This is a genomic window from Bradyrhizobium sp. SPXBL-02 (genome assembly GCF_051853065.1).
Lineage (GTDB): Bacteria > Pseudomonadota > Alphaproteobacteria > Rhizobiales > Xanthobacteraceae > Bradyrhizobium.
In genome coordinates this window covers 8,141,928-8,166,457 of sequence record NZ_CP182474.1, presented here as the reverse complement: position 1 = coordinate 8,166,457, position 24,530 = coordinate 8,141,928, and the positions used below count along the sequence as shown (strand labels likewise).

At 64.9% G+C, this 24,530-nt stretch carries 20 protein-coding genes; 12 read left to right on the top strand and 8 right to left on the bottom strand.

The genetic code is table 11. From position 1 onward, the window contains the following. Nucleotides 1-39: 39 nt before the first annotated feature. Nucleotides 40-1,239, top strand: a complete 1,200-nt coding sequence (locus tag ACNJYD_RS37890; protein WP_439364953.1) for an extracellular catalytic domain type 1 short-chain-length polyhydroxyalkanoate depolymerase — start codon at nt 40-42, stop codon at nt 1,237-1,239. 192 nt (nt 1,240-1,431) lie between these two features. Here the strand turns inward: ACNJYD_RS37890 and ACNJYD_RS37885 are convergent, their stop codons facing one another. Beyond that, nucleotides 1,432-2,112, bottom strand: coding sequence for an MBL fold metallo-hydrolase (locus ACNJYD_RS37885; RefSeq protein ID WP_172787922.1), 681 nt, complete (start codon nt 2,110-2,112; stop codon nt 1,432-1,434). A 161-nt stretch (nt 2,113-2,273) separates the two neighbouring features. On the opposite strand from ACNJYD_RS37885, the gene ACNJYD_RS37880 reads away from it, so the two are divergent. After that, entirely contained in the window at nt 2,274-3,872 is a 1,599-nt protein-coding gene (locus tag ACNJYD_RS37880) for an alpha-amylase family glycosyl hydrolase (protein ID WP_439364952.1), read from the top strand. A 176-nt stretch (nt 3,873-4,048) separates the two neighbouring features. Here ACNJYD_RS37880 and ACNJYD_RS37875 read toward each other — a convergent pair whose 3' ends face one another. Next, the gene (locus ACNJYD_RS37875; protein ID WP_439364951.1) at nt 4,049-5,749 is read right to left on the bottom strand and encodes an alpha-amylase family protein; all 1,701 of its coding nucleotides are present in this window, start codon (nt 5,747-5,749) and stop codon (nt 4,049-4,051) included. Nucleotides 5,750-6,037: 288 nt separating this feature from the next. Between ACNJYD_RS37875 and ACNJYD_RS37870 the strand changes: the two genes are divergently transcribed. Next, nucleotides 6,038-6,526: an MmcB family DNA repair protein gene (locus ACNJYD_RS37870; protein WP_172788010.1), complete on the top strand. Its 489-nt coding sequence runs from the start codon at nt 6,038-6,040 to the stop codon at nt 6,524-6,526. A 125-nt stretch (nt 6,527-6,651) separates the two neighbouring features. On the opposite strand, the gene ACNJYD_RS37865 is transcribed toward ACNJYD_RS37870, so the two are convergent. Both ACNJYD_RS37865 and ACNJYD_RS37860 read right to left on the bottom strand, forming a co-directional pair. Continuing rightward, a complete protein-coding gene (locus ACNJYD_RS37865; protein ID WP_271505019.1) occupies nt 6,652-7,206 on the bottom strand; it encodes an ActR/PrrA/RegA family redox response regulator transcription factor in 555 nt (184 codons plus the stop codon). Nucleotides 7,207-7,308: 102 nt separating this feature from the next. Further along, a complete protein-coding gene (locus tag ACNJYD_RS37860) occupies nt 7,309-8,631 on the bottom strand; it encodes an ActS/PrrB/RegB family redox-sensitive histidine kinase (RefSeq protein WP_271505199.1) in 1,323 nt (440 codons plus the stop codon). Between the two features lie 118 nt (nt 8,632-8,749). Between ACNJYD_RS37860 and ACNJYD_RS37855 the strand changes: the two genes are divergently transcribed. The 4 genes from ACNJYD_RS37855 (at nt 8,750) to ACNJYD_RS37840 (ending at nt 12,984) form a co-directional block, all read left to right on the top strand. Further along, the gene (locus ACNJYD_RS37855) at nt 8,750-9,553 is read left to right on the top strand and encodes an ABC transporter ATP-binding protein (protein WP_172787918.1); all 804 of its coding nucleotides are present in this window, start codon (nt 8,750-8,752) and stop codon (nt 9,551-9,553) included. Between the two features lie 109 nt (nt 9,554-9,662). After that, nucleotides 9,663-10,478, top strand: a complete 816-nt coding sequence (locus ACNJYD_RS37850; RefSeq protein ID WP_439364950.1) for an ABC transporter permease — start codon at nt 9,663-9,665, stop codon at nt 10,476-10,478. Nucleotides 10,479-10,599: 121 nt separating this feature from the next. Further along, entirely contained in the window at nt 10,600-11,928 is a 1,329-nt protein-coding gene (locus tag ACNJYD_RS37845) for a polyhydroxyalkanoate depolymerase (protein ID WP_172787916.1), read from the top strand. A 216-nt stretch (nt 11,929-12,144) separates the two neighbouring features. Next, on the top strand, nt 12,145-12,984 hold the full coding sequence (locus ACNJYD_RS37840; RefSeq protein WP_212255788.1) for a M48 family metallopeptidase: 840 nt from the start codon (nt 12,145-12,147) through the stop codon (nt 12,982-12,984). Nucleotides 12,985-13,312: 328 nt separating this feature from the next. Here the strand turns inward: ACNJYD_RS37840 and ACNJYD_RS37835 are convergent, their stop codons facing one another. Further along, nucleotides 13,313-15,523, bottom strand: a complete 2,211-nt coding sequence (locus ACNJYD_RS37835) for a transglycosylase domain-containing protein (RefSeq protein WP_212255789.1) — start codon at nt 15,521-15,523, stop codon at nt 13,313-13,315. 169 nt (nt 15,524-15,692) lie between these two features. Between ACNJYD_RS37835 and ACNJYD_RS37830 the strand changes: the two genes are divergently transcribed. After that, the gene (locus tag ACNJYD_RS37830) at nt 15,693-16,118 is read left to right on the top strand and encodes a DUF1330 domain-containing protein (protein ID WP_025033272.1); all 426 of its coding nucleotides are present in this window, start codon (nt 15,693-15,695) and stop codon (nt 16,116-16,118) included. Nucleotides 16,119-16,257: 139 nt separating this feature from the next. Here the strand turns inward: ACNJYD_RS37830 and ACNJYD_RS37825 are convergent, their stop codons facing one another. Both ACNJYD_RS37825 and ACNJYD_RS37820 read right to left on the bottom strand, forming a co-directional pair. Beyond that, nucleotides 16,258-17,484, bottom strand: coding sequence for an ABC transporter substrate-binding protein (locus ACNJYD_RS37825; protein WP_172787912.1), 1,227 nt, complete (start codon nt 17,482-17,484; stop codon nt 16,258-16,260). 134 nt (nt 17,485-17,618) lie between these two features. Then, nucleotides 17,619-18,002, bottom strand: coding sequence for a DUF1304 domain-containing protein (locus ACNJYD_RS37820; RefSeq protein ID WP_246570886.1), 384 nt, complete (start codon nt 18,000-18,002; stop codon nt 17,619-17,621). Nucleotides 18,003-18,074: 72 nt separating this feature from the next. Here ACNJYD_RS37820 and ACNJYD_RS37815 point away from each other — a divergent pair, with 72 nt between their 5' ends. Continuing rightward, nucleotides 18,075-18,605 (top strand): methylated-DNA--[protein]-cysteine S-methyltransferase, encoded by a 531-nt coding sequence (locus tag ACNJYD_RS37815; RefSeq protein WP_212255793.1) that lies wholly within the window; start codon nt 18,075-18,077, stop codon nt 18,603-18,605. A gap of 159 nt (nt 18,606-18,764) precedes the next feature. On the opposite strand, the gene ACNJYD_RS37810 is transcribed toward ACNJYD_RS37815, so the two are convergent. Further along, nucleotides 18,765-21,554 (bottom strand): [protein-PII] uridylyltransferase, encoded by a 2,790-nt coding sequence (locus tag ACNJYD_RS37810; protein ID WP_172787909.1) that lies wholly within the window; start codon nt 21,552-21,554, stop codon nt 18,765-18,767. A 187-nt stretch (nt 21,555-21,741) separates the two neighbouring features. Here ACNJYD_RS37810 and ACNJYD_RS37805 point away from each other — a divergent pair, with 187 nt between their 5' ends. The 3 genes from ACNJYD_RS37805 to ACNJYD_RS37795 all read left to right on the top strand — a co-directional run bounded on the left by ACNJYD_RS37805 (nt 21,742) and on the right by ACNJYD_RS37795 (nt 24,482). Then, entirely contained in the window at nt 21,742-22,713 is a 972-nt protein-coding gene (locus ACNJYD_RS37805; RefSeq protein WP_212255800.1) for an aliphatic sulfonate ABC transporter substrate-binding protein, read from the top strand. 133 nt (nt 22,714-22,846) lie between these two features. Then, the gene (locus ACNJYD_RS37800) at nt 22,847-23,692 is read left to right on the top strand and encodes an ABC transporter permease (RefSeq protein WP_212255801.1); all 846 of its coding nucleotides are present in this window, start codon (nt 22,847-22,849) and stop codon (nt 23,690-23,692) included. Between the two features lie 4 nt (nt 23,693-23,696). Then, on the top strand, nt 23,697-24,482 hold the full coding sequence (locus ACNJYD_RS37795) for an ABC transporter ATP-binding protein (RefSeq protein WP_439364949.1): 786 nt from the start codon (nt 23,697-23,699) through the stop codon (nt 24,480-24,482). Nucleotides 24,483-24,530: the final 48 nt, after the last annotated feature.

Here is a 24,530-nt window from a genome sequence, read left to right as displayed (position 1 = left end):
TTGGGCTGGACGTTGAACGTCGCCCACCAGGACATTGCCGTGTCATTAGCCAGAAATATCGATCTCTTGAGACGTCTGCCCAGGCTGGACGGACTGCGCTTCGCCGAGCCCGGCCGCGGTGCAGGTGGATTCAGCCCGCTGCAGGAGGTCACTGGCTTCGGCGACAATCCCGGCGCCTTGCGCATGTTCGCGTTCGTGCCGGCGCAATTGCAGCGGCCGCGCGCGCTCGTCGTCGTGCTGCATGGCTGCGGGCAGACGGCGGCCGGTTACGATCTCGGCGCGGGCTGGTCGACGCTCGCGCAGCATTACGGCTTTGCGCTGCTGATGCCCGAGCAGCAGCGCATCAACAACGCCAACACCTGCTTCAACTGGTTCAATCCGGAGGACACCGCGCGGGACAGCGGCGAGCCGCGTTCGATCCGCGCGATGATCGCGCACATGGTGAAGGCGCATCGCATCGATCCCAGGCGCGTCTTCATCACCGGCCTGTCGGCCGGCGGCGGCATGACCTCGGTGATGCTCGCGACCTATCCGGAAGTCTTTACCGCCGGCGCGATCATTGCCGGGCTGCCTTACGGCATCGCTTCCAATCTGCGCGAGGCGCTCGACGGCATGTTTCATTCTCCGGCGCGTCCCGCGCGCGAGCTCGGCGATCTCGTGCGCAGCGCCTCCGATCATCGTGGGCCCTGGCCGAGGGTTTCGGTGTGGCACGGCAGCGCCGACCGCACCGTCAATCCCGGCAATGCCAACGAGATCGTCAAGCAGTGGCTCGACCTGCACGGTCTGCCCGAAGTGCCGATGGCGGAGACCAATGTCGACGGCTATCCGCGCCAGGCCTGGTGGGACAAGGACGGCGAGACGCTGGTCGAGTCCTTTGCCATCACCGACATGGCGCACGGCACGCCGCTTGGGCTGGCCGACAACGATCAGCGCTACGGCATCGAAGGCGCCTTCCTGATCGAGGCCGGCATCTCATCGTCCTATCACATCGCTAAGTTCTTCGGCCTCACCGGCTGGATTCCGGACGCCGCCACGAAGAAGGCGGAGGCCAAGCCTGCCATGAAGTCCGCTACGAAGCCTGCCGCGAAACCGGCGCTCTCGCCTGCGCCGCATCTCGCCCGCTCGATCCGCACCGCGGTTGCCGCAGAGCCGGCCGAGCCGCAGCGCGAAATGGCGCGCGGCTTCGACATCGGCCAGATCATCACCCGCGCGCTGACGGCCGCGGGATTGATGAAGTAGTTGGTCGACACACATTCAGCCGTCGTCCCGGACAAGCGCGCCTCAAGCGCGCGCAGATCCGGGGCCCATAGCCACAGGACAAAGTTGGGCACGAAGAGGTAACTCCGAGTCCCGTAACCACATCTCCCTGTGGTTATGGATCCCGGATCTGCGCTTGCGCTTGTCCGGGATGACAGCGGAGTTTGTAGCGCCTCACATCTCGCCGGTGATGAACGGATTGGTCATCCGCTCCTGGCCGATGCTCGAGCCCGCGCCGTGGCCGCAGATGAAGCCGACGTCGTCGCCGAGCGGCAGCAATTTCGTCTTGATCGAGTCGATCAGCGTGGCGTGACTGCCGCCGGGCAGGTCGGTGCGCCCCACCGAGCCGGCGAACAGCACGTCGCCGACATGGGCAAAGCGCAGATCCTTGTTGAAGAACACCACGCTGCCCGGCGAGTGGCCGGGGCAATGCAGGATGTCGAAGTGCAGGTCGCCGATCGACACGCGCTCGCCCTCGTCGAGCCAGCGGTCGGGCGTGAAATCGCGTCCTCCGGTCATGCCGAAGCGCGCGCCGCTCGCCACGACGTTGTCGAGCAGGAACTTGTCCGCGACATGCGGACCCTCGATCGGCACCTTCAGCGCATCGCGCAGCTCGGCCGCGCCGCCGACGTGATCGATATGGCCATGGGTCAGCCAGATCTTCTCCACGGTGACGCCGGTTTGCTTGATCGCATCCAGAATCTTCGGCACGTCGCCGCCGGGATCGATCACCACGGCCTTCTTGGAAGGCTCGTCCCAGATGATGGTGCAGTTCTGCTCGAATAGCGTCACGGGAACGATGATCGCGCCCGCCTTGGCTTGCCGGGATTCTTGGGTGTCGTTTTGCTCGGTCATGGCCTCACAATGCCGATTTTTGCCGGGCCGCCAAGCAAAAGATTCGTGCCCGCGCCGGGGAACAACCGTCACACGGCCGTCCCAATTGGCCTGCCAATTTGAACCGGGGCGTTGCTGTCGCGTTCTCCCGCGCAAGGCGGCGGATTTGGGTGGTCTTCGGCATGGCTCACGACAACGAGAATTGGTGGCGCGACGGCATCTTCTATCAGATCTATCCGCGCTCGTTTCAGGACTCGAACGGCGACGGCGTCGGCGATCTCGCCGGCATCCTGCAGCGGCTGCCTTATGTCAAATCGCTCGGCGTCGACGCGATCTGGCTGTCGCCGATCTTTCCCTCGCCGATGGCGGATTTCGGCTACGACATCTCGGACTATGTCGGCATCGAGCCGCTGTTCGGCACGATGGCGGATTTCGACGCGTTGCTCGCGGCCGCCCATGACAATGGCCTGAAGCTGATCCTCGACCTCGTGCCGAACCACACCTCCGACCAGCACCCCTGGTTCGTCGAGAGCCGGTCCTCGCGCGACAATCCCAAGCGCGATTGGTACATCTGGCGCGATCCGGCAGAAGGCGGCGGCGTGCCGAACAATTGGCTGTCCGAGTTCGGCGGCAGCGCCTGGGCGTTCGACGAGGCCACCGGCCAATATTACTACCACGCCTTCCTCGCCCAGCAGCCGGATCTCAACTGGCGCAATCCGGACGTCCGCGCCGCGATCTACGACGTGATGCGGTTCTGGCTGGACCGGGGTGTCGACGGCTTTCGCGTCGACGTGATCTGGCACCTGATCAAGGACGCCGAATTCCGCGACAACCCGCCCAACCCGCATTATGTCGAGGGCCGCCCGCCGAACGAGAGGATCCTGACGCAATATTCCACCGACCAATCGGAGGTGCACGATGTCATCGCCGAGATGCGGCGTGTCACCGATTCCTATGGCGCGCGCGTCCTGATCGGCGAGATTTATCTGCCGCTGCACCGGCTCATGGCCTATTACGGCAACGACCTCACCGGCGCGCAGATGCCGTTCAATTTCGCGCTGCTCTCGACCTTCTGGAGCGCCCGCTCGATCGAAAAGATCATCGAGGATTACGAGAAGGCGCTGCCGCGCGGTGCCTGGCCGAACTGGGTGCTCGGCAACCACGATCGCCCGCGCGTCGCGAGCCGCGTCGGGCCAGAGCAGGCCCGCGTTGCCGCCATGCTGCTGCTGACGCTGCGCGGCACGCCGACGCTTTACTACGGCGACGAGATCGGCATGCACCAGCTCGCGATCGCGCCGGAGGATGTGCGCGACCCCTTCGAGAAGAACGTGCCCGGCATCGGTGTCGGCCGCGACGGCTGCCGCACGCCGATGCAATGGGATTCCACGAACTTCGCCGGCTTTTCACAAGCAAGGCCGTGGCTGCCGCTGCCGGAGGACCACATCCGCGAGAATGTCGCCAATCTCGAATCCGATGCGCGCTCCATCCTCAGCCTCTACAAGCGCCTGATCGGCTTGCGGAAGAGCTGTCCCCCGCTGGTCGCAGGCGATTATCATCCGATCGCCGCGCAAGGCGATCTCCTGATCTACCGCCGGGAGGCCGCCGGCAAGGCCGTGATCGTGGCGCTCAATCTCGGCCCCGATCCGGTCGCGGTGACCACCAGCGCGATCCGTTTCGGCAGCAGCATCCTGCTGTCGACGTTCCTGGATCGCGAAGGTGAGGAGATCGAAGGCGTGCTGAACCTGCGCGGCAATGAGGGCGTGGTGGTGGCGTCGCCGTAGGCGTCGCTTTCGCTGGGAGAACGGCGGAGAAGGTGGCCACCGCTATCTCCCCGTCATTGCGAGGAGCCCTTGCGACGAAGCAATCCAGAGTCTTTCCGTTGAAAGATTCTGGATTGCTTCGCTGCGCTCGCAATGACGATCGTTGAAACAGCGGAGCTAGCGACGGCGTCTCGACCTCACCCCGGATGCTTCTTCCCGCCCACGGCGTCGTCGTCGATATCGCTCCGCTTCAACAGATAGTCCAGCCCGCCGACGCGATACCAGCGGTAGCCGTATGGCTCCAGCACGATGCGATGCTGGCCGCGCTTGTCGGCGTGGCTGTGGTCCTCCGCGAGCAGATTGATCAGGTGCGCGCCGGTCTCGCCTGACAGCCCTGTCGAGAACGCGACCTCGCGCGGCTTCTCGTCGAGATTGTGCACGAACAGCACCGAATTGTTGCGCCAATCGTAGCGCATGATGAACACCGCGGGATCGCGCACGGGAATGACGGTGAAATCGCCCCAGCCGACCTCAGGCACTTCCTTCCGCATGCGGATGATGCGCTCGGTCCAGTTCAGCATGGAGTTCGGATCGCGCCGCTGCTTGGCGACATTGACGTGCGGAAAGCCGTAAGGGCCCTCGTCGATGACGGGACATGCAGGCTTGTCGCTCTTGGTGAAGCCGCCATGCGGCTCGGTCGACCATTGCATCGGCGTGCGCGCGCAATTGCGCTCGGGCAATGAGAGATCGTCGCCCATCGCGATCTCGTCGCCGTAGCGGATCACGGGCGTCCCCGGCAGCGTGCACATCAGGCTGTAGGCGAGCTCGAGCCGCCTGCGGTCGCCGCCCAGCATCGGCGCGAGCCGCCGGCGGATGCCGCGGTCGTAGAGCTGCATGTCCTTGTCGGGTCCGAAGGATTTGAAAACGGTGTCCCGCTGCACCTTGGTCAGCCGCCCCAGATCGAGCTCGTCGTGATTGCGCAGGAACAGGCCCCATTGCGCCGTCGCCGGCCGCGGTTTTGTTGCTTTCAGCGCCTTCGCCAGGGGGCGCGTATCGGCGGATGCCAGCGCATAGAACAGGTGCTGGTTGACGTGGAAGTTGAACATCATGTGCATGCGATCGCCGTCGCGCCCGAAATACTTCATGTCCGTCTTCGGCAGCACGTTGGCTTCGGCGAGAATGATGGCGTCGCCCTGCCGCCATTGCAGGAATTCGCGGAAGGCGCGCAGCATGTCGTATTGTTCGACCGGCTTTTTCACCTTCGCGCCTTTGGTGGCGATGATGAAGGGCACGGCGTCCATGCGGAAGCCGGAGACGCCGAGCTGGATCCAGAAGCCCATGATCTTCAGGATCTCGGCCTGCACATGCGGGTTCGAGGTGTTGAGATCCGGCTGGAAATCGTAGAAGCGATGGAAGTAATACGCGCCCGATTCCTTGTCGCGCGTCCAGGTCGATTTCTGCACGCCGGGAAACACCATGCCCTTGTTGGCACCGGGAGGCTTCTTGTCCGACCAGACGTACCAGTCGCGATAGGGCGAAGCCTTATCGCGCCGCGCTTCCTTGAACCAGCGGTGCTGGTCCGAGGTGTGGTTGACGACGAGGTCGATGATGACGCGGATGCCGCGCTGCTTGCAGCCATGGGTGAACTCGACGAAATCGCCGAGCGTGCCGTAGCGAGGATCGACGCTGTAATAGTCGGCGACGTCGTAGCCGTCGTCGCGCCCGGGCGAGGTCTGGAACGGCATCAGCCAGATCGTGGTGATGCCGAGCCCGTGCAGATAATCCAGCCGCCGCAACAGCCCCTTGAAATCGCCGACGCCGTCGCCGTTGGCGTCCATATAGGAGCCGACGGACAGGCAATAGATCACGCCGTTCTTGTACCAGAGATCGTCGATCATGCGCGGAGCCTGGGTGGTTCCGCCCGGGTGGGCGGCTGCGTGATAAGTGTTAAGGCCGAGCGCGGTTCCGCGCTCTCACGTCACACTCGCCGTCGTCCCGGGGCGCGCGCAGCGCGAGCCCGGGACCCATAACCACAGGCAGCAATTTTGCGAAGACTCGAAGTTGCCCGCTTTGCCCCACACGTCGCCCCGTGGCTATGGATTCTCAGATGCGCAATTGCGCATCATAGCTCGCGCTGCGCGCGCCCCGGAATGACGGGCGAAATGGAATCGGCTATCCTCCCCGCCATGGACAACACCGCCCGCATCACCCTCGTGCCGCCGCCGGATCGCCGCCAGTCGGAGACGGCGCTGGCCATCGCGCGCGGCACCGCGCGTCTGCTGCGCTCGCTCGGCTTCTCCTGCATCAGCGAATTGCCGCTGCCGTCCGGCCGGCGCGCCGATCTCGTCGCGCTGAACGAGCGCGGTGAGATCTGGATCGTCGAGATCAAGTCGTCGGTCGAGGATTTGCGCGCCGACCAGAAATGGCACGAATACCGCGCTCATTGCGACCGGCTGTTCTTCGCCTTCACGCAGGATCTGCCGTGCGAGATTTTTCCTGAAGACACCGGCCTGATCATCGCCGACGCCTACGGCGCGCACCTGCATTGCGAGGCGCCCGAGCACAAGCTCGCCGCCGCCACGCGCAAGCAGATGACGGTACGGTTCGCAATGGCGGCGGCCCTGCGGATCAACCGCCTGGTCGATCCGCAGGGCCACGCGGATTTTTGGGAATAGCAGGCGCCGCAAAATAAGGTGCCGTAGGGTGGGCAAAGCGTAGCGTGCCCACCAAACTAGTCGATCATGATAGGAGAGACATGGCGGGCACGGCGCTTCGCGCCTTTGCCCACCCTACGACACCTTTACCTTGGCGCGCGCTTGGCCAGGATCCGCTGCAGCGTACGCCGGTGCATGTTGAGCCGGCGCGCCGTTTCCGAGACGTTGCGGTTACACATTTCGTAGATGCGCTGGATGTGCTCCCAGCGGACGCGGTCGGCCGACATCGGGTTGGCCGGCAGCTCGGATTTCTCGGTGTTGGTCGACAGCAGCGCGGCGACGACGTCGTCGGCATCCGCGGGCTTGGAGAGATAATCGATCGCGCCCATCTTCACCGCGGTCACCGCGGTGGCGATGTTGCCGTAGCCGGTCAGCACGATGGCGCGTGCATCCGGGCGCTTCTTCTTCAGCGCCGAGACCACGTCGAGGCCGTTGCCGTCGCCGAGCCGCAGATCCACCACGGCGAAGGCCGGCGCCGATTTGCCGATCTGCGCCAGTCCATCCGATACCGTGTCGCATGACGTGACGGCAAAGCCCCGAGTTTCCATGGCGCGCGACAGTCGCTCCAGAAACGGCTTGTCGTCTTCCACGATGAGAAGCGAGCGGTCGGTCTGTTCGTTCAGTTCGGCAATGGCGTTCAAGGTTGTGTCCTCTCTCCAGCACATTGACATATGGCGTCGCAATCGCGCGGTGCCAAGGCGGCAAATGGTCGACCCGGCCCGTTGTGCGACGCAAGGTCGCGGCTATCCTATTGTTTCTTCGAGCGTCTCGATAGCCTCAAAACGCTGTCTCGGCCATGTGATCTGCACCACCGCACCATGGTCCGGAAAGATCCGGTTGGTAAACGAGACCTTGGCGCCGGTGCGTTCCAGCAAGGTGCGCGCGATGAACACGCCGAGGCCGAGGCCGCGCCGTTCGCCGCCGCCGTCGTCCTGGGGGCGCCGCCGCGACAGATAGGGCTCGCCGATCCGGTTGAGGATATCGGGCGGAATGCCGGGTCCGTCGTCGGAGATCAAGAGCTCGATATGGTCATTGTTCCACCAGGCATTCACCTCGACCGTGGTGCGGGCGAAATCGACCGCGTTCTCGACGATGTTGCCGATGCCGTAGAGGATCGCGGGATTGCGTGAGCCGACCGGCTCGGCCGCCGCGGCCACCGCGATCCGCACCTTGATCTCGACGCCGAAATCGCGGTGCGGCGCCACCACCTCCTCGATCAGCTCCGACAGCTTCATGTGGTCGAACGGCGCGCCGGTGGAGGAGAGCTGGGTGATCTTGCTGAGGATGTCGCGGCAGCGCTGGGTCTGCTCGCGCAAGGTCTTCAGGTCGGCGGCGATGCTTGCGTCCTTCACCGTCTTTTCCAGCTCGCGCGAGATCAGGAAGATCGTCGCGAGCGGCGTGCCGAGCTCGTGCGCGGCCGCGGCAGCAAGGCCGTCGAGCTGGGTCAGGTGCTGCTCGCGCGTCAGCACCAGCTCGGTCGCGGCCAGCGCGTCCGCGAGCTTGCGCGCCTCCTCGGTCACCTGGAACGAGTAGAGGCTGGTGACGCCGATCGCGAGCGCGATCGAGAGCCAGACGCCGACGAGATAGATCGGCGGCAGCACCAGGGGATCGTCGGAATCCCACGGCAGCGGAAAATGATAGAAGAACAGCACCGACGCGCAGGCCACGGCGAGCAGGCCGAGGCCGAAGGTGAAGCGGGCCGGCAGCGCCGTGGCCGAGATCAGCACGGGCGCGAGGAACAGGAACGAGAACGGGTTCTGCAGTCCGCCGGTGAAGAACAACAGGCCCGCCAGCTCGACGATGTTCAGCGCGAGAAGGCCGGCCGCCTGCAGCGGCTCCAGCCGCTGCATCGGATTGGCCGCGGTCTGGAGCGCGAGGTTGAGCGCCGCCGAGAGAGCGATGATGCTGACGCAGGGGATGATCTCGACGTTGAACTCCAGCCCCTGGGCCACGATGAAGATCGCCGCGAGCTGTCCCAGCACCGCGAGCCAGCGCAGCCGCAGGATCGTGTCCAGCCGGATATGCCGCTGCGCGTGGCGGAAGTCGGAATCGGCAATTTCGGTCATATCGGCCAATGGGCGGCGCCTTCCAAGGTCACGAACGCTGGGCTTGCGGAACCGCCCGCTGAGGAGCCCTTACATCAAGCCTTGCGCTCGCCGATGCAATAGCAGAAGAACGGCCAGCATGACCGAGAATGGCAAGGCTTCAAGTCGGCCGACTGTCGCGGATCGAAATTCGTCCGCGGCAATTGCGGTCGAGCACCTCGTCAAGGTCTACAAGCAGACCCGCGCCGTCGACGACATCTCCTTTTCGCTGCCGCGCGGCAGCATCACGGGGCTTCTCGGCGGCAATGGCGCCGGCAAGACCACGACCATCGCGATGATCATGGGCCTGGTGTTGCCGACCTCCGGCCGCGTGCAGGTGCTCGGTCATGAGATGCCCGACGAGAGCGCGTCCGTGCTGGGACGGATGAATTTCGAGAGCCCCTATGTCGACATGCCGATGCGGCTCACGGTGCGGCAGAACCTCACCGTGTTCGGCAAGCTCTATGCCGTGAAGAACCTCACTGAGCGCATTACCAGGCTTGCCGCCGATCTCGACCTCGGCGATTTCATCGACCGCGCCAACGGCAAGCTCTCCGCCGGGCAGAAGACCCGCGTTGCGCTGGCGAAGGCGCTGATCAACCAGCCCGAGCTGCTGCTCCTGGACGAGCCGACCGCCTCGCTCGACCCCGATACCGCCGACTGGGTGCGGGCGCATCTGGAGCAGTACCGCCGGGACAACAACGCCACCATTCTCCTCGCCTCGCACAACATGCTCGAGGTCGAGCGGCTCTGCGACCGCGTCATCATCATGAAGCGCGGCCGCATCGAAGACGACGATACGCCCGAGGCGATCATGGCCCGCTACAACCGCACCACGCTGGAGGAGGTGTTTCTGGACGTCGCCCGCGGCCGGGCAAACGGCGCGAAGGAGGCGGTGCGATGAGGGATAGCACGGGCACGGGCGCTCCTTTCGTCATTGCGAGCGCAGCGAAGCAATCCAGGATCGTTCCGCGTCGGCAGTCTGGATTGCTTCGTCGCAAGGGCTCCTCGCAATGACGGCGTCCCTCGCCCGCGGCATCTCCGTCCATCGCATCGGCGCGATGATCCTGCGCTATTGGTATCTGCTGCTGTCGTCCTGGCCGCGGCTGCTCGAGCTGCTCTATTGGCCGGCGCTGCAGGTCATCACCTGGGGCTTTCTCCAATATTACATCGCCGAGAACGCCAACTTCTTCGCGCGCGCCGGCGGCACGCTGATCGGCGCCGTCATCCTCTGGGACATCCTGTTCCGCGGCCAGCTCGGCTTCTCCATCTCCTTCCTGGAGGAGATGTGGGCGCGCAACATCGGCAATCTCATGATGAGCCCCTTGAGGCCGATCGAGTTTCTGCTGTCGCTGATGGTCATGAGCCTGATCCGGCTTGCGATCGGGATCATTCCGATGACGCTGCTTGCGCTGTTCCTGTTTCACTTCAACGTCTATGCCCTTGGCCTGCCGCTGATCGCGTTCTTCTGCAATCTGATCTTCACGAGCTGGTCGGTCGGCATCTTCGTCTCGGGCCTCGTGCTGCGAAACGGCCTCGGCGCCGAGAGCATCGTCTGGACGTTGATGTTCGCGATCCTGCCGCTCGCCTGCGTCTACTATCCGGTCAGCGTGTTGCCGGTCTGGCTGCAATACGTCGCCTGGGCATTGCCGCCGACCTATGCCTTCGAGGGAATGCGCGCGCTGCTGATCGAGCAGACCTTTAGGACCGATCTGATGCTGGAGGCGTTGGTGATCAACGCCGTCCTTTTGGTTGCATCTTTTGGGGCATTCCTTGCCCTTTTGCGCAGCGCAAAGCGGCACGGCTCGCTGCTGTCCGGCGGTGAATAACGTCACTTTCCCGTGGATTCAGGCTGGTTTGGGCATTTCGGGCACGTAGATGTACGGAACCATGGATTGACGCAATATTACGCATTCGGCAGTATGCTGCGATGCGAAGAGGATATTAACGATGCCCATTGGTGAGTTCGGCGGCGCGCCGCCCCTGGCGGCAGAAGGCAGTCCAGTCCTGACGACGCCGATGTACTGGATGTACGAGATGGCGCACGCCTCTCTCAATCCGGCTCGTGCGGTCACCGACGCGACCAAGCTGCTGTTTCAGAATCCCCTCAATCCCTGGTCGCGTACCGAGGTCGGCAAGTCGGTCGCCGCGGCCTGCGAATTGTTCGAGCGCACCACGCGCCGCTACGGCAAGCCGGAATGGGGCCTCAACGACACCGAGGTCAACGGCATCCGCGTCCCCGTCGAGATCCGCTCGGTCTGGGAAAAGCCGTTCTGCAAGCTGCTCTACTTCGATCGCAAGTTCGCCCGTCCGCTGCGCAGCCCGCAGCCGCGCGTGCTGATCGTGGCCCCGATGTCCGGCCATTATGCGACGCTGCTGCGCGGCACGGTCGAGGCCTTCCTGCCGGCGCATGAGGTCTACATCACCGACTGGGCCGATGCCCGCATGGTGCCCTTGAGCGATGGCCGCTTCGATCTCGACGATTACATCGACTATGTCATCGAGATGCTGCATGTGCTCGGCGGCAACACGCATGTGATGGCAGTGTGCCAGCCCTCCGTGCCCGTCGTCGCGGCGGTCTCGATCATGGAAGCGCGGCGCGATCCGTTCGTGCCGACCTCGATGACGCTGATGGGCGGCCCGATCGACACCCGCCGCAATCCGACCGCGGTGAACAACCTCGCCCAGGAGCGCGGTATCGACTGGTTCCGCAACCACGTCATCACCAAGGTGCCGTTCCCGCATCCGGGCATGATGCGCGACGTCTATCCGGGATTCTTGCAGCTCAACGGCTTCATCAGCATGAATCTCGACCGGCACATGGATGCCCACAAGCAGCTGTTTGCCCATCTGGTGAAGGGCGACGGCGACCTCGTCGACAAGCATCGCGACTTCTACGACGAATATCTCGCGGTGATGGATCTGCCGGCCGAGTATTACCTGCAGACCGTCGACACCGTGTTCGTGAAGCACTCGCTGCCCAAGGGCGAGATGACCCATCGCGGAACCCGCGTCGATCCTTCCAAGGTCAAGCGCGTCGCTCTGATGACGGTCGAAGGCGAGAACGACGACATCTCCGGTCTCGGTCAGACCGAAGCGACGCACACATTGTGCAGCGCGATTCCCGATCATCGCCGCGTTCATTACGTCCAGAAGGGCGTCGGACACTACGGCGTGTTCAACGGATCGCGATTCAAGTCGGAGATCGTGCCGCGGATTCACGACTTCATGGTTTCGGCTGCGAATCCTGCTTCGTTGCAGGCCCTCGCGGCTGAATAACCTGAATTTCGGCTTTCCCGTCGAAATTTCGGCCCCTGCCAAGGCCTTCGGCAGGGGCAAGTTCCCGCCAGATTCGCGGTATTTAGGTAGCTTTATAGGAGTGAGTCTACCCTCACCCCTTGGGGGTGTCGCATGCGTCCAGCGGGGGCGAAAAAAGCCGGTTCCAACCCCAGTCTGTAGGGTCTCCCGGACGCCGGACCGCTGTATATTGGGCAAATGATTTGTTTTTGCGCCGAGCGCTTTCCCTGGCGGCGGTTATGGCAGAATCCGGGCGCTCTCCTGCCCCCCGGACTGACAGACATGGCCACTCGCGCACTCCTCTATCGTCGGCCCCACGAACCAAAGACCCTCGTCATCACCCACGGATCGCAATTTTTTGCGATTCGGCTGCGTCGGCACCGCCGCGCGCGCCGCTACACGCTCAGAATTCATCCGAGCGACCGCGAAGCCATCCTCACCATGCCGCCGCGCGGCACGCTTACCGAAGCAAAAGACTTCGCACAGCGTCACGGTGCGTGGATTGCCGCGCGTCTCGGCCGCTTGCCGAAGGCCGCGCCGTTCCAGCCGGGCACGGTGATACCGCTGCGCGGCACGGCGCATCGCATCGTTCATCGCGCCGGTCAGCGCGGCACGGTGTGGACCGAGATGCGCGACAGCGGTGAGCGCATTCTCTGCGTCGCCGGCGGCCTCGAGCATGTCGATCGCCGCGTCAGCGACTTCCTCAAGCGCGAGGCGCGCCGCGACCTGCAGCGCTCGGCGGAAGCCTACGCTGCCGAGCTCGGCGTCAGGGTCAAGCGCCTCTCGATCCGCGATCAGTCCAGCCGCTGGGGCTCCTGCACCTCGGCGGGCTCGCTGTCGTTCTCCTGGCGCCTGATCCTCGCCCCGCCCTTCGTGCTCGACTACCTCGCCGCGCACGAGGTCGCCCATCTCGTCGAGATGAATCATTCGGCGCGGTTCTGGCGCGTCTGCGGCAAGGTCTGCCCGTCGATGGAGCGCGCCAAGAAGTGGCTCGACACCTACGGCAACGATCTGCACCGGTACGGGGTCGAGGATTAGGGTTCGCTGATGGCACCTTGGGAGGTGTCATCGCCCGCGCAGGCGGGCGATCCAGTATTCCAGAGGCCTTGGTAATTGAATCGATAGGCCGCGGCGTACTGGATTCCCCGCCTTCGCGGGGAATGACAGTGGAGGGTGAAGGGACATCAGCGCGTCTTGCGCGATTCTCGCCACATTTCGCGACGATTGCGCCGTTTGCCTGACTAACCCCGTCGCATCAAATGCTTCGAGTGATCCACCACGCGTCACGCCGGACATCGCGTTCTACTGTGCATGGGGTTGTTTTCGCAGTTTTTGTTGTGAGGCGCCGAAGGGCCTCAGCCTGCGGCTACCGATTCCCGCCAAACAGCCGATCCATCAGCCAGCCGTCGAGCCCGGCCGCTGCCTCGGGCCGCACATTGGCGCGCGTCGGAGGCGGCGGGCGATAGCCGCCGGCGTTCGCTTGCGGCGGAGCCGCCGGGGTCGGCGGCGACACCTGCGAGGCCGCCTGCGCGAGGTTCGACAGGCCCCAGCCGCTAGGCGAGCTCGGCAAGGCTGCCACCGGCACGCCCTCGAGCGCGGTCTTCATGAAGCGCGACCAGACTTCCACCGGCAGGCCGCCGCCGGTCGCCTTCTTGGTCGGCGAGTTGTCGTCGTTGCCGAGCCAGACGCCGGTGACGAGGCTCGCGGTGTAGCCGATGAACCAGGCGTCGCGGTAATCCTGGCTGGTGCCGGTCTTGCCGGCCGCCGGCCAGCCCGGGATCTCCGCCTTCTTGGCTGTGCCCGATATCAGCGTCTCCCGCATCATCGCATTCATCATACCGACATAGCGGGGGTCGATGACCTGGTTACGTTCCTCCGGCTGGCGCATGTAGAGCAGCTTGCCGCTCAGCGTCCTGATCCTTGTGACGACATGCGGCGCCACCGCGAGGCCGCCATTGGCGAACGGCGCATAGGCGCCGACCAGCTCGACGACTGAGACCTCCGACGTGCCGAGCGCGATCGAGGCGTTGGGCTCGAGCTTGGAGGAGATGCCGAGCCGGTGCGCGGTGCGCACCACGTTCTTCGGCCCGACCTCGAGGCCGAGGCGGATGGCGACCGTGTTGAGCGACATCGCCAGCGCCTGCGTCAGCGTCACCGCGCCGAAATATTCATGGGTGTAGTTCTCAGGTCTCCAGCCCTTGACCTCGATCGGCGCATCCTGGCGCATCGTATCGGGCGTCAGCCCCTGCTCGAGCGCGGTGAGGTACACGAACGGCTTGAACGAGGAGCCCGGCTGGCGCCTGGCGGTGACCGCGCGGTTGTACTGGCTGTCGGAATAGTTCCGACCTCCCACCATGGCGCGCACGGCGCCATCGGGCGTCATCGCCACCAGCGCGCCCTGGCTGACGTTGAACTTCACGCTCTTGGCCGCGAGCTCGTCGATGATGGCGGCTTCGGCGACGCTCTGCAGCTTCGGATCGATCGTGGTCTCGACCTTGATGCTCTCGTCGATCTGGCCGACCAAATCGTCCAGCACCTCGCCGATCCAGTCGGCGACGTAGTTCACCGTGCCGGCGCCCGCCGGCTTCACGTTGTAGGAGGGATGGCCGATCGAGGCCTTCGCCTGCGCGTCGGTGATGAATTTCGCATCCGCCATCGCCGCGAGCACGATCTGCGCCCGCGCTTCGGCGCCTTCGGGGTTGCGGTTCGGGGCAAGGCGGGACGGCGATTTGACGAGGCCGGCCAGCATCGCGGCCTCCGCGACCGTCACGTTCTTCGCCGACTTGCCGAAATATTTCTGCGCCGCCGCCTCGACGCCGTAGGCGCCGGAGCCGAAATAGACGCGGTTGAGATAGAGCTCCAGGATCTCGTCCTTGGAGTGCTTGCGCTCCAGCCAGATCGCGAGCTCCACCTCCTGCAGCTTGCGCTGCAGGGTGCGCTCCTGGGTCAGGAACAGGTTTTTCGCGAGCTGCTGTGTCAAGGTCGAGCCGCCCTGTGACACGCCGCGATGGAGGACGTTGGTGACCAGCGCGCGCAGGATGCCGACCGGGTCGATGCCGAAATGCGAATAGAAGCGGCGGTCCTCGATGGCGATGAACGCCTTGGGTAGATACGGCGGCAGATCCTTCAGTGCGACATTGGCGCCGGCCATCTCGCCGCGCTGCGCCAGCATGCTGCCGTCGATGCCGACGATCTGGATCGTCGGTGGGCGCTTGGGGATTTCCAGCGACTGGATCGGCGGCAAATGGGCGCCGACATAGATCACGACGCCGATCACGGCGATGACGCCCCACAGGCTCAGCACCGCGCCCCAATAGACCAGGCGGCCGAGGCCGGCACCGAAGCGCGACTTTGATCGCCGCTTGGCGCCGCCGCGGCTGGCTGGCGCTTTGCGCTCGCGCGGCGGCTCGTCGCCGGCATCCTCGCTCTTGCGCTTGGCGGATGGTTTGGCAGATTTCTTCGGCTTGTCGTCGCCGCCGGGAACGCGGTCCGCGGCGGTCAGGCGCAGATCGGCGAGCGCCGCGGGCAAGCCGAACAGCGGCTCCTTCCGCGCACCCTTTTTCTTTCCCCACGCCATACGCCAAACGCCCGGTCAGCCCGCCCCGCCGAGACGCTAGCGGTCGCTGTTTAAGGCCGGGTTACCCCGGCGTTAACGCGCGATTAGGAGATGCGGCATTCGCCGGCCGCAGTTCCGCTTCCGGGGCGGCAAGGCTAGGATCGCCGGCTCCAATAGAAGAGGGAGCGCCATGGGCCATATTGATCCGACCAAGGAGATCTTCGCGCAATTCCGGGAGAACGATCGCCCGGGCCCGATCCACATGCTGAACCTGGTCCGCCTGCGCAAAGAGGCTGCCTATCCTGACGGACGCAAGGCCAGCGGCGCGGAAGCCTATGCGGCCTACGGCCGCGAAAGCGGCCCGGTGTTCGAACGTCTCGGCGGCCGCATCGTCTGGCAGGGCAAATTCGAGCTGATGCTGATCGGCCCGCAGGAGGAGCGCTGGGACCATTGCTTCATCGCCGAATATCCGAGCGTCGCCGCCTTCGTCGAGATGATCCGCGACCCCGTCTATCGCGAGGCGGTGAAGCACCGCCAGGCCGCGGTCGAGGATTCGCGGCTGATCCGGCACGCCGTGCTGCCGGTCGGGAAGAATTTTGGGGAGATACCGACCTGAACGCCAAGTAGGAAGCTCTCTCGATCGTCATGGCCGGGCTTGACCCGGCCATCCACGGCTTCCTTGACGACCCAAGAACGTGGATGCCCGGGACAAGCCCGGGCATGACGTCGTTGAGGTAGGCGCGTCGTCTCTTCGCCTAGCCGGACGGGCCCGTGTCCTCGATGATCGGTCCGAACAGCTCCCAGCGTTCGCCGTTGAACTTCATCATCTGCATCTGCTTGTTGACGCGATAGTCGTTCGCGCCGGTGTTGATCTTGATGCCGGGCAGCCCCAGGCTCGGTACGAAGCCCTTGATGCTGGCGGCCTGCTTCATGACGTTCTCGCGCGTCAGATCGTCACCGCATTGCTTCAAGACCTGCACCAGCAGCTCGGCGACCGAATAGGCGTAGGTGTTGACGGTGTTGAGCTTGTCGCCTTCCGGGAAATACTTGTCCATGAAGGCGAAGAAGGCCTTCACGCCCGGATCGTCCTTCCACTGGGGATCGCCCGGATCCTTGCCGTAGTTGGTCGAGATGATGCCCTTGGAGATGTCGAGGCCGGCCGGCTTCAGCGTCGCCGACACCGGGCTCGCGTTGATGTCGAGGATGTGCACGGGTGTCCAGCCGAGGTCGGCGAGCTTCTTGATCGCCTGCGCCGCGAATTTCGGCGTCGAGGCGTCATAGAACAGGTCGACGCCCATCGACTTCAGCTTGACCACCTGCGAGTCGACGGTCGGGTCGGTCACCTCATAGGAGACCTCGCCGACGATCATGCTGGCGGCCTTGTCGCCGAGGCCGCTCTTGAGGCCGGCGAGATAGTCGCGGCCCATGTCGTCGTTCTGGTAGAGCACGCCGATCTTGGCGTTGGGATGATTGGCGAGAATGTATTTTGCGTAGATCCGTCCCTCCGACACGTAGTTCGGATTGTAGGCCATGGTCCAGGGATAGTTCTGCGGATCGTTGAAGCGGGCGGCGCCGGTCGAGGCGAGCAGCTGCGGCACCTTCTTGCCGTTGAGGTATTTCTGCACGGCGGCGTTCGCGGCTGTGCCGATCAGCTGGAAGGTGAAGAGCACCTCGTCGCCTTCGACGAGCTTGCGCACCTGCTCCACGGTTTTCGGCGGCGAATAGGCGTCGTCATACTGGATCAGGTTGATCTTGCGGCCGTTGATGCCGCCCTGATCGTTGATCATCTTGAAGTACGCGGCCTGGGTCTTGCCGATATTGGCATAGACGGAATAGGCGCCGGAGAACGGCACGGTCTGGCCGATCTTGATCTCGGTGTCGCTAGCGCCGGTGTCGTATTTCTTCTGGGCGAGCGCCTGGCTGGTCGAGACGGCGACGGCGAACGCCGCCGTGGCCGCTATGAAGGCTCTGCGATTGTTCATGTTGGTTAGTTCCTCCTGACGGAATTTTAGGCCGATGGTCTTTCTCCGTTGATTGCAACGGTCGCCATCGCTGCTGAAGATTGTGGAGGAAGCTTCGCCGCAGTGCAAGGATCGCGGCGCTGCGCCGTAGCGTCTCAGGCGAGAAACAGTGCAATCAGCGCGATTGCCGCCGGCAACGCCTGCACCATCAAGATCCGCGTGCTGACGGTCGCCGCGCCATAGGCGCCGGCCACCATCACGCAGAGCAGGAAGAACGCCTTGATCTGGAACGCGAAGGCCGGGTTGCCGTGGACGAGGCCCCAGATCAGGCCGGCACCGAGAAAGCCGTTATAGAGGCCCTGATTGGCGGCCAGCACCTTGGTGATCTCGGCCTTCTCGGGCGAATTCCGAAACACCTTCAGGCCCAGCGGCTTGTCCCAGAGAAACATCTCTAGCGCCAGGAAGAAGACGTGCAGCGCGGCGACCAGCGCCACCAGGACATTGGCGATCAGGATCAAGGTGAGCTCCCCCAAAAGCATCAGCTTTCGGGTGGACGTTAGCACGGCCACCATGGCAAGTGCGATCGATGTGTTTCGACCGCCTGGTGCTGCATGCCCATCCGATCAACCAAGCTCCCTGAACGCTTCGGCCTCGATCGCCTGGCGACGCCGATCGGGACCGCGCTGCTGGTCACCGATGCCGAGGGCAAGCTGCGGGCGCTCGATTGGCATGATTACGAGCATCGGATGCGCGAGCTGTTGCGTCTGCATTACGGGACGGTCGATCTCAGCGATCGGCCGGCGCCGGCAGAGATGCGCACCGCGCTCTCGCGTTATTTCGAAGGCGAGCTCGGCCAGCTCTCCGGCATCGCCTGGCGCACCGCCGGCACGCCGTTTCAGCAGAAGGTCTGGACCGCGCTGGCGCAAATTCCCGCCGGCACCACGCTGAGCTACGGCGCACTCGCCGCAACCATCGGCATGCCCAACGCGATTCGCGCCGTCGGCCACGCCAACGGCTCCAACCCGATCAGCGTGGTGCTGCCTTGTCACCGCCTGATCGGTGCGGACGGCTCGCTGGTGAAATACGGCGGCGGTCTCGCGCGCAAGCGCTGGCTGCTGCGGCACGAGGGTGTGGAGGTTTGAAGACGCAACGCGCCAACCCCTCCACTCGTCATTCCGGGGCGCGCGAAGCGCGAACCCGGAATCCATTCACCGGCACTGTCGGTGTTGCTTGATGGATTCCGGGTTCGCCGCTGCGCGGCGCCCCGGAATGACGAGTGGAGAGAATCCCCCGATCGCTCGTCACGCCGCGGGCTGCACCGCCTTGTCGCCGGCCATCACATGGGTCAGCGCGCTCTTGATCGCGGCCTGGCGCGTCGGCGCGTTGATCTGTGCACCCAAGAGGTCGGTGACGTAAAACACGTCGCGCGCGCGCTCGCCGAAGGTCGCGACATGAGCTGACGCAATGTTGAGGTTGAGCTTGGAGATGGCCGTGGTCAGCTCGTAGAGCAGGCCGGGCCGGTCGAGGCCGGAGACCTCGATCACGGTGTAGCGGTCGGACCATTGGTTGTTGATGGTCACTTCCGGCTCGATCACGAACGGCTTTGCCTTGCTGCGCACGGTGCGCCGCGCCACCACTTCCGGCAGGCGCAGCTTGCCCTCCAGCACGTCCTCGATCATCTCGCCGATGCGCGTGGCGCGCCGTCCCTCGTCCTCGTCGCGATCGTATTCGCGCGAGATCGAGATGGTGTCGAGCGCACGGCCGTCGGTTGTCGTGTAGATCTGGGCGTCGACGATGTTGGCGCCGGCCGAGGCGCAGGCGCCGGCGATGATCGACAGCAGCCAGGGATGGTCGGCGGCGAAGATCGTCAGCTCGGTGACGCCGCGCACCTCGTCGAAACCGACATTGATCGCGAGCTTGTGGCCGGCCTGCTCGCTGGAACGCACGAAGCGGGCGTGCCGGATCTTGCGCGGCAGCTCGACCTTGAGCCAATAGGCCGGATAGTGCCGGCCGATATAGGCATCGAGCTCGTCCTTCGGCCATTCGGCGAAGGCCATGCGGAACTCGGTGTGCGCAACGGCGAGGCGCTTGCCGCGGTCGACTTCCGAGAAGCCGCCGGTCAGCACCGGCTCGGTCTCGTAGTACAGCGAGCGCAGGAGCTGCGCCTTCCAGCCGTTCCACACGCCCGGGCCAACGCCGCGGATGTCGGCGGTGGTCAGGATGGTCAGGAGCTTCATCTGCTCCACCGACTGCACCACGGCAGCGAAATTCTCGATGGTCTTGCGATCGGAGAGGTCGCGCGACTGCGCGACCGTGGACATCGTCAGGTGCTCCTCGATCAGCCAGGCCACGAGCTCGGTGTCGGCCGGGCTGAAGCCGAGCCGCGGGCAGAGCCGCCGCGCCACCTTGGCGCCGGCGATGGAGTGGTCCTCGGGCCGGCCCTTGGCGACGTCGTGCAGCAGCGTTGCGATGTAGATCACCGCGCGGTGCTCGGGCCGGATCTTGCGGAACAGGTCGCTCGCCAGCGCGAACTCCTCGATGCCGCCGCGCTCGATGTCCTGCAGGAAGCCGATGCAGCGGATCAGGTGCTCGTCGACGGTGTAGTGATGATACATGTTGAACTGCATCATCGAGACGATCTTGCCGAAGGCGCGAATGAAGTGGCCGAGCACGCCGGTCTCGTTCATCCGCCGCAGCACGATCTCGGCATTGTCGGAGGTCAGGATCTCCATGAACAGTCGGTTGGCTTCGGGATTTTCGCGCAAGCCCGCGTTGATCAGGCCGAGCGAGCGCGTCACGTCGCGCATCGCGTCCGGGTGGAAGGCGAGGTTGTTCTTCTGCGCGAGGCGGAAGATGCGGATCAGATTGACCGGGTCGTGCTTGAACACGTCGGGCGCGGCGACGTTGATGCGGTTGTTGTCGACGATGAAGTCGTCGCTGTCGGGGACGCGCCGCTTCACCGCGGTCGGTCGCAGCCGCGCCATCACCCGGCTCAGCACCGGCGCGGGCTTGGCCTGCTGGTCCTCGAGCTTGGCGCAGAGGATGGCGGTGAGGTTGCCGACTTCCTTGGCGACCAGGAAGTAGTGCTTCATGAAGCGCTCGACGTCCTGCATGCCCGGATGCGAGGTGTAGCCGAGACGTATCGCGATCTCGCGCTGGAGATCGAAGGACAGGCGCTCCTCGGCGCGGCCAGAGTAGAAGTGCAGATTGCAGCGCACCGACCAGAGGAAGTCGGCGCAGCGGCGGAAGGTGCGATATTCCTGCGCGTCGAACACGCCGCGCCCGACCAGCTCGTGGGTATCGCGCACGCGGTAGACGTATTTGGCGATCCAGAACAGCGTGTGCAGGTCGCGCAAGGCCCCCTTGCCGTCCTTGACGTTCGGCTCGACCAGATAGCGCGACTGGCCGCCGCGGCGATGGCGCTCCTCGCGCTCGGCGAGCTTTGCGGTGACGAATTCGGACGCGGTGCCCTGCACCACCTCCTTGTCGAAGCGCTCGACCAGCTCGTCGTAGAGCGGCTTGTCGCCGGTGAGGAAGCGCGTCTCCAGGATCGCGGTGCGGATCGTCATGTCGCCGCGCGCCTGCCGAATCGATTCGTCGACCGATCGCGTGGCGTGACCGACCTTCAGTCCCATGTCCCAGAGGCAATAGAGGATGGCTTCGGCGACCTGCTCGCCCCAGGCGGTCTGCTTGTAGGGCAGGATGAAGAGCAGATCGATGTCCGATTCCGGCGCCATCAGGCCGCGGCCGTAGCCTCCGGTCGCCACCACCGCCATGCGCTCGGCACCGCTCGGGATCGGCGAGCGGTAGAGATGGCGCGTCGCGGCCGAATACAGGATGCGGATGATCTCGTCCTGCACGTGGCACAGCCGCTCGGCGCAGCGGCGGCCGTGGCGGTCCTTCAGAAGGATCGCCTGCGCGGCGGCGCGCGCCGCGATCAGCTCGGCCTTGAGCAATTGCGCCATCGCCGTGCGGAACGCGTCCTCGCGCCCCTCGTGCTTCTCGGCGAGCGCATCGACCGCGGCGGTGATCCGCGCGGTATCGAAGCGATCGTCCACCTCGGCCTTGTGCTCAGTCGCGACGCTGTCCATGTCTCACCGGATATAAGAGGTGACAGGCGCTGTCACCCGCCATTCTCTGGCAATAGCCGTTCCATGCTGGAAAGCTGCGGCTTCGGGCAAATCTGTTCTCGGCCGGCGCGCTTTCGGAGGGCGGATTTTCTCGTTGACCTCTAGATATAACTCATTGAAAAACAATGAAGTTTTCAGGAGGCTGAGCATGGCTGGGATTGCACGAATTATTGTTATGGCGGGAGCTTTGGCGCTCGCATTGACCCAAGCGGCGAAGGCGGCGGACCCGCTCAAGGAGATCCGCATCGACTGGGCGACCTACAATCCGGTGTCGCTGGTGCTGAAGCAGAAGGGGCTCCTGGAGAAGGAGTTCGCCAAGGACGGTATCACCGTCACCTGGGTGCAGTCGGCCGGCTCCAACAAGGCGCTCGAATTCCTCAACGCCGGCTCGATCGATTTCGGCTCGACCGCGGGCTCGGCGGCGCTGGTCGCCCGCATCAACGGCAACCCGATCAAGTCGATCTACGTCTATTCGCGCCCGGAATGGACCGCGCTGGTGACCGGCAAGGAGTCCAAGATCGCCGGCGTTGCCGACCTCAAGGGCAAGCGCGTTGCGGTCACGCGCGGCACCGACCCGCACATCTTCCTGGTGCGCGCACTGCTCGGTGCGGGCCTCACCGAGAAGGACATCACGCCGGTGCTGCTCCAGCACGCCGACGGCAAGACCGCGCTGATCCGCGGCGACGTCGATGCCTGGGCCGGCCTCGATCCGATGATGGCGCAGGCCGAGGTCGAGGAGGGCGCCAAGCTGTTCTATCGCAAGGCCGACGCCAACACCTGGGGCATCCTCAATGTGCGCGAGCAGTTCCTGAAGGATCATCCCGACATCGCGCGCCGCGTCCTCGCGGTTTACGAGGAGGCGCGCAAATATTCGCTGGCGAATTACGACGAGCTGAAGAAGACCTTCATCGCGGTGACGAAGCTGCCCGAGGCCGTGGTCGACAAGCAGCTCAAGGAGCGCACCGAGCTCACCCACAGCCGCATCGGCGCGCCGCAGCGCGAGTCGATCCTCGCCGCCGGCCTTGCGCTCCAGCAGGCCGGCGTCGTCGATGCCAAGGTCGACCTCAAGGCGACGCTCGATGCATTGATCGACGACCAGGTTCCGCTACCAACGAATTAGTTCGCAGGGAAGAGGCAAGCGCGCGCAATAGAGACCGCCGCCGTCCCGGGGCGCGAAGCGAGCCCGGGACGACAGGCGAGGGCGCGGCGATAGTCCTGTTGCATTCCACAACCAGACGCGCTTCCTACCGGCCATGATCTCCGACGCGCCAGTCCTGCAGCAAACCCCTGATACAGCCGAGAGCGCGCCTGTGCCCTCACGGCTGTCGCGTTACGCGCGGCCGCTGCTGGGCGTGGTGCTGCCGCTGACGCTCGCGTTGGGCTGGGAGCTCGTGGTGTGGCTCGGCTGGTCCAACGGGCGCCTGGTGCCGCCGCCTTCGCGCGTGTTTGCTACCATTAGCGAGCTCGCCCGTTCCGGCGAGCTGGTCCGCCACATCACGGCGACGCTGTGGCGCGTCTCGCTCGGCTTCGCCTTCGGCGTGGTCGCGGGCACGCTGTTAGGTGCCATCTCCGGTTACTGGTCGCTGGCGCGCCGGCTGCTCGATCCGACGGTGCAGGCGTTGCGCGCGATTCCCTCGCTCGCCTGGGTACCGCTGTTCATCCTTTGGCTCGGCATCTTCGAGACCTCGAAGATCGCGCTGATCGCGGTCGGCGTGTTCTTCCCGGTCTATCTCGGCGTCATGGGCGCCATCCTCTCGGTCGATCGCAAGATCGTCGAGGTCGGCCGCACCTTTCGCCTGTCGGGACCCGCAATGATCCGCCGCATCCTGCTGCCGGCGGTGCTGCCGGCCTATGTCGTGTCCTTGCGCGTCGGTCTTGGCCTCGGCTGGATGTTCGTGGTCGCAGCCGAATTGATCGGCGCCTCCGAAGGCCTCGGCTATCTCCTGCTCGACGGCCAGCAGCTCGGCAAGCCCGCGCAGATCCTGGCCGCTATCGTCATCTTCGCCATCCTCGGCAAGCTCACCGACTGGCTGATCGAGCTGGCCGCCGCACCGTTCCTGCGCTGGCAGGACGCCTTCGGGCGGGCAAAGGGAGCTTGAGGCGATGCTGGCGCTCGACCGGGTCAGCAAGACCTATCCCAACGGCGTCGAGGCGCTGGCGCGCTTCTCGGCCGAGATCAGGCAAGGCGAGATCATCGCCATTATCGGCGGCTCCGGCTGCGGCAAATCAACATTGCTGCGCGCCATCGCCGGCCTCGATCGCGCCAGCTCTGGCACGGTGACGCTCGACGACGAGGCGATCGGCTCGCCGCATGCCAAGATCGGCATCATCTTCCAGGAGCCGCGGCTGCTGCCCTGGCTCAGCGTCGCCGACAATATCGGCTTCGGCCTTGCCGGCCTGCCCGCGGCCGAGCGGCACGAGATGGTCGCGCGTGTGCTCGCCCGCGTCGGCCTCGCTGATAAGGCGCAGGCCTGGCCGCGCGAGCTGTCGGGCGGACAGGCGCAGCGCGTCGCGATCGCCCGCGCGCTGGTGCCGCAGCCGGAGGTGCTGCTGCTCGACGAGCCGTTTTCCGCGCTCGATGCCTTCACCCGCAGGGATTTGCAGGACCATCTGCTCGACCTCTGGGCCGATACGCGGCCGACCTTGATCCTCGTCACGCATGACGTCGACGAGGCCGTGGTGCTGGCCGATCGCGTGCTGGTGATGCGGCCGCGGCCGGGGCGGCTGTTCGATCAGATCGAGATCAATCTCGGTCGGCCGCGCGACCGCAATTCGCCGCTGTTCGAGAATTTCAAGCGCAGTGTGCTGACGTCACTCGACCGGTCGCTCGACCGCAACGTTCCCGACCGCGACGCAACCCAGGGTCCCGGTCAGGCCATGTGGTGGTGACAATCTCGCCGCGAGCCGGTACATCGGCAGGCATCATACCCCGGGAGA

Bases quoted from the DNA above. Each gene is read 5' to 3' on its own strand.
- ACNJYD_RS37885 (WP_172787922.1), bottom strand. From the start codon at position 2,112: ATGACCGAGCAAAACGACACCCAAGAATCCCGGCAAGCCAAGGCGGGC.
- ACNJYD_RS37880 (WP_439364952.1), top strand. From the start codon at position 2,274: ATGGCTCACGACAACGAGAATTGGTGGCGCGACGGCATCTTCTATCAG.
- ACNJYD_RS37875 (WP_439364951.1), bottom strand. From the start codon at position 5,749: ATGATCGACGATCTCTGGTACAAGAACGGCGTGATCTATTGCCTGTCC.
- ACNJYD_RS37870 (WP_172788010.1), top strand. From the start codon at position 6,038: ATGGACAACACCGCCCGCATCACCCTCGTGCCGCCGCCGGATCGCCGC.
- ACNJYD_RS37860 (WP_271505199.1), bottom strand. From the start codon at position 8,631: ATGACCGAAATTGCCGATTCCGACTTCCGCCACGCGCAGCGGCATATC.
- ACNJYD_RS37855 (WP_172787918.1), top strand. From the start codon at position 8,750: ATGACCGAGAATGGCAAGGCTTCAAGTCGGCCGACTGTCGCGGATCGA.
- ACNJYD_RS37850 (WP_439364950.1), top strand. From the start codon at position 9,663: ATGACGGCGTCCCTCGCCCGCGGCATCTCCGTCCATCGCATCGGCGCG.
- ACNJYD_RS37845 (WP_172787916.1), top strand. From the start codon at position 10,600: ATGCCCATTGGTGAGTTCGGCGGCGCGCCGCCCCTGGCGGCAGAAGGC.
- ACNJYD_RS37840 (WP_212255788.1), top strand. From the start codon at position 12,145: ATGATTTGTTTTTGCGCCGAGCGCTTTCCCTGGCGGCGGTTATGGCAG.
- ACNJYD_RS37835 (WP_212255789.1), bottom strand. From the start codon at position 15,523: ATGGCGTGGGGAAAGAAAAAGGGTGCGCGGAAGGAGCCGCTGTTCGGC.
- ACNJYD_RS37830 (WP_025033272.1), top strand. From the start codon at position 15,693: ATGGGCCATATTGATCCGACCAAGGAGATCTTCGCGCAATTCCGGGAG.
- ACNJYD_RS37825 (WP_172787912.1), bottom strand. From the start codon at position 17,484: ATGAACAATCGCAGAGCCTTCATAGCGGCCACGGCGGCGTTCGCCGTC.
- ACNJYD_RS37820 (WP_246570886.1), bottom strand. From the start codon at position 18,002: ATGCTTTTGGGGGAGCTCACCTTGATCCTGATCGCCAATGTCCTGGTG.
- ACNJYD_RS37815 (WP_212255793.1), top strand. From the start codon at position 18,075: ATGCCCATCCGATCAACCAAGCTCCCTGAACGCTTCGGCCTCGATCGC.
- ACNJYD_RS37810 (WP_172787909.1), bottom strand. From the start codon at position 21,554: ATGGACAGCGTCGCGACTGAGCACAAGGCCGAGGTGGACGATCGCTTC.
- ACNJYD_RS37805 (WP_212255800.1), top strand. From the start codon at position 21,742: ATGGCTGGGATTGCACGAATTATTGTTATGGCGGGAGCTTTGGCGCTC.
- ACNJYD_RS37800 (WP_212255801.1), top strand. From the start codon at position 22,847: ATGATCTCCGACGCGCCAGTCCTGCAGCAAACCCCTGATACAGCCGAG.
- ACNJYD_RS37795 (WP_439364949.1), top strand. From the start codon at position 23,697: ATGCTGGCGCTCGACCGGGTCAGCAAGACCTATCCCAACGGCGTCGAG.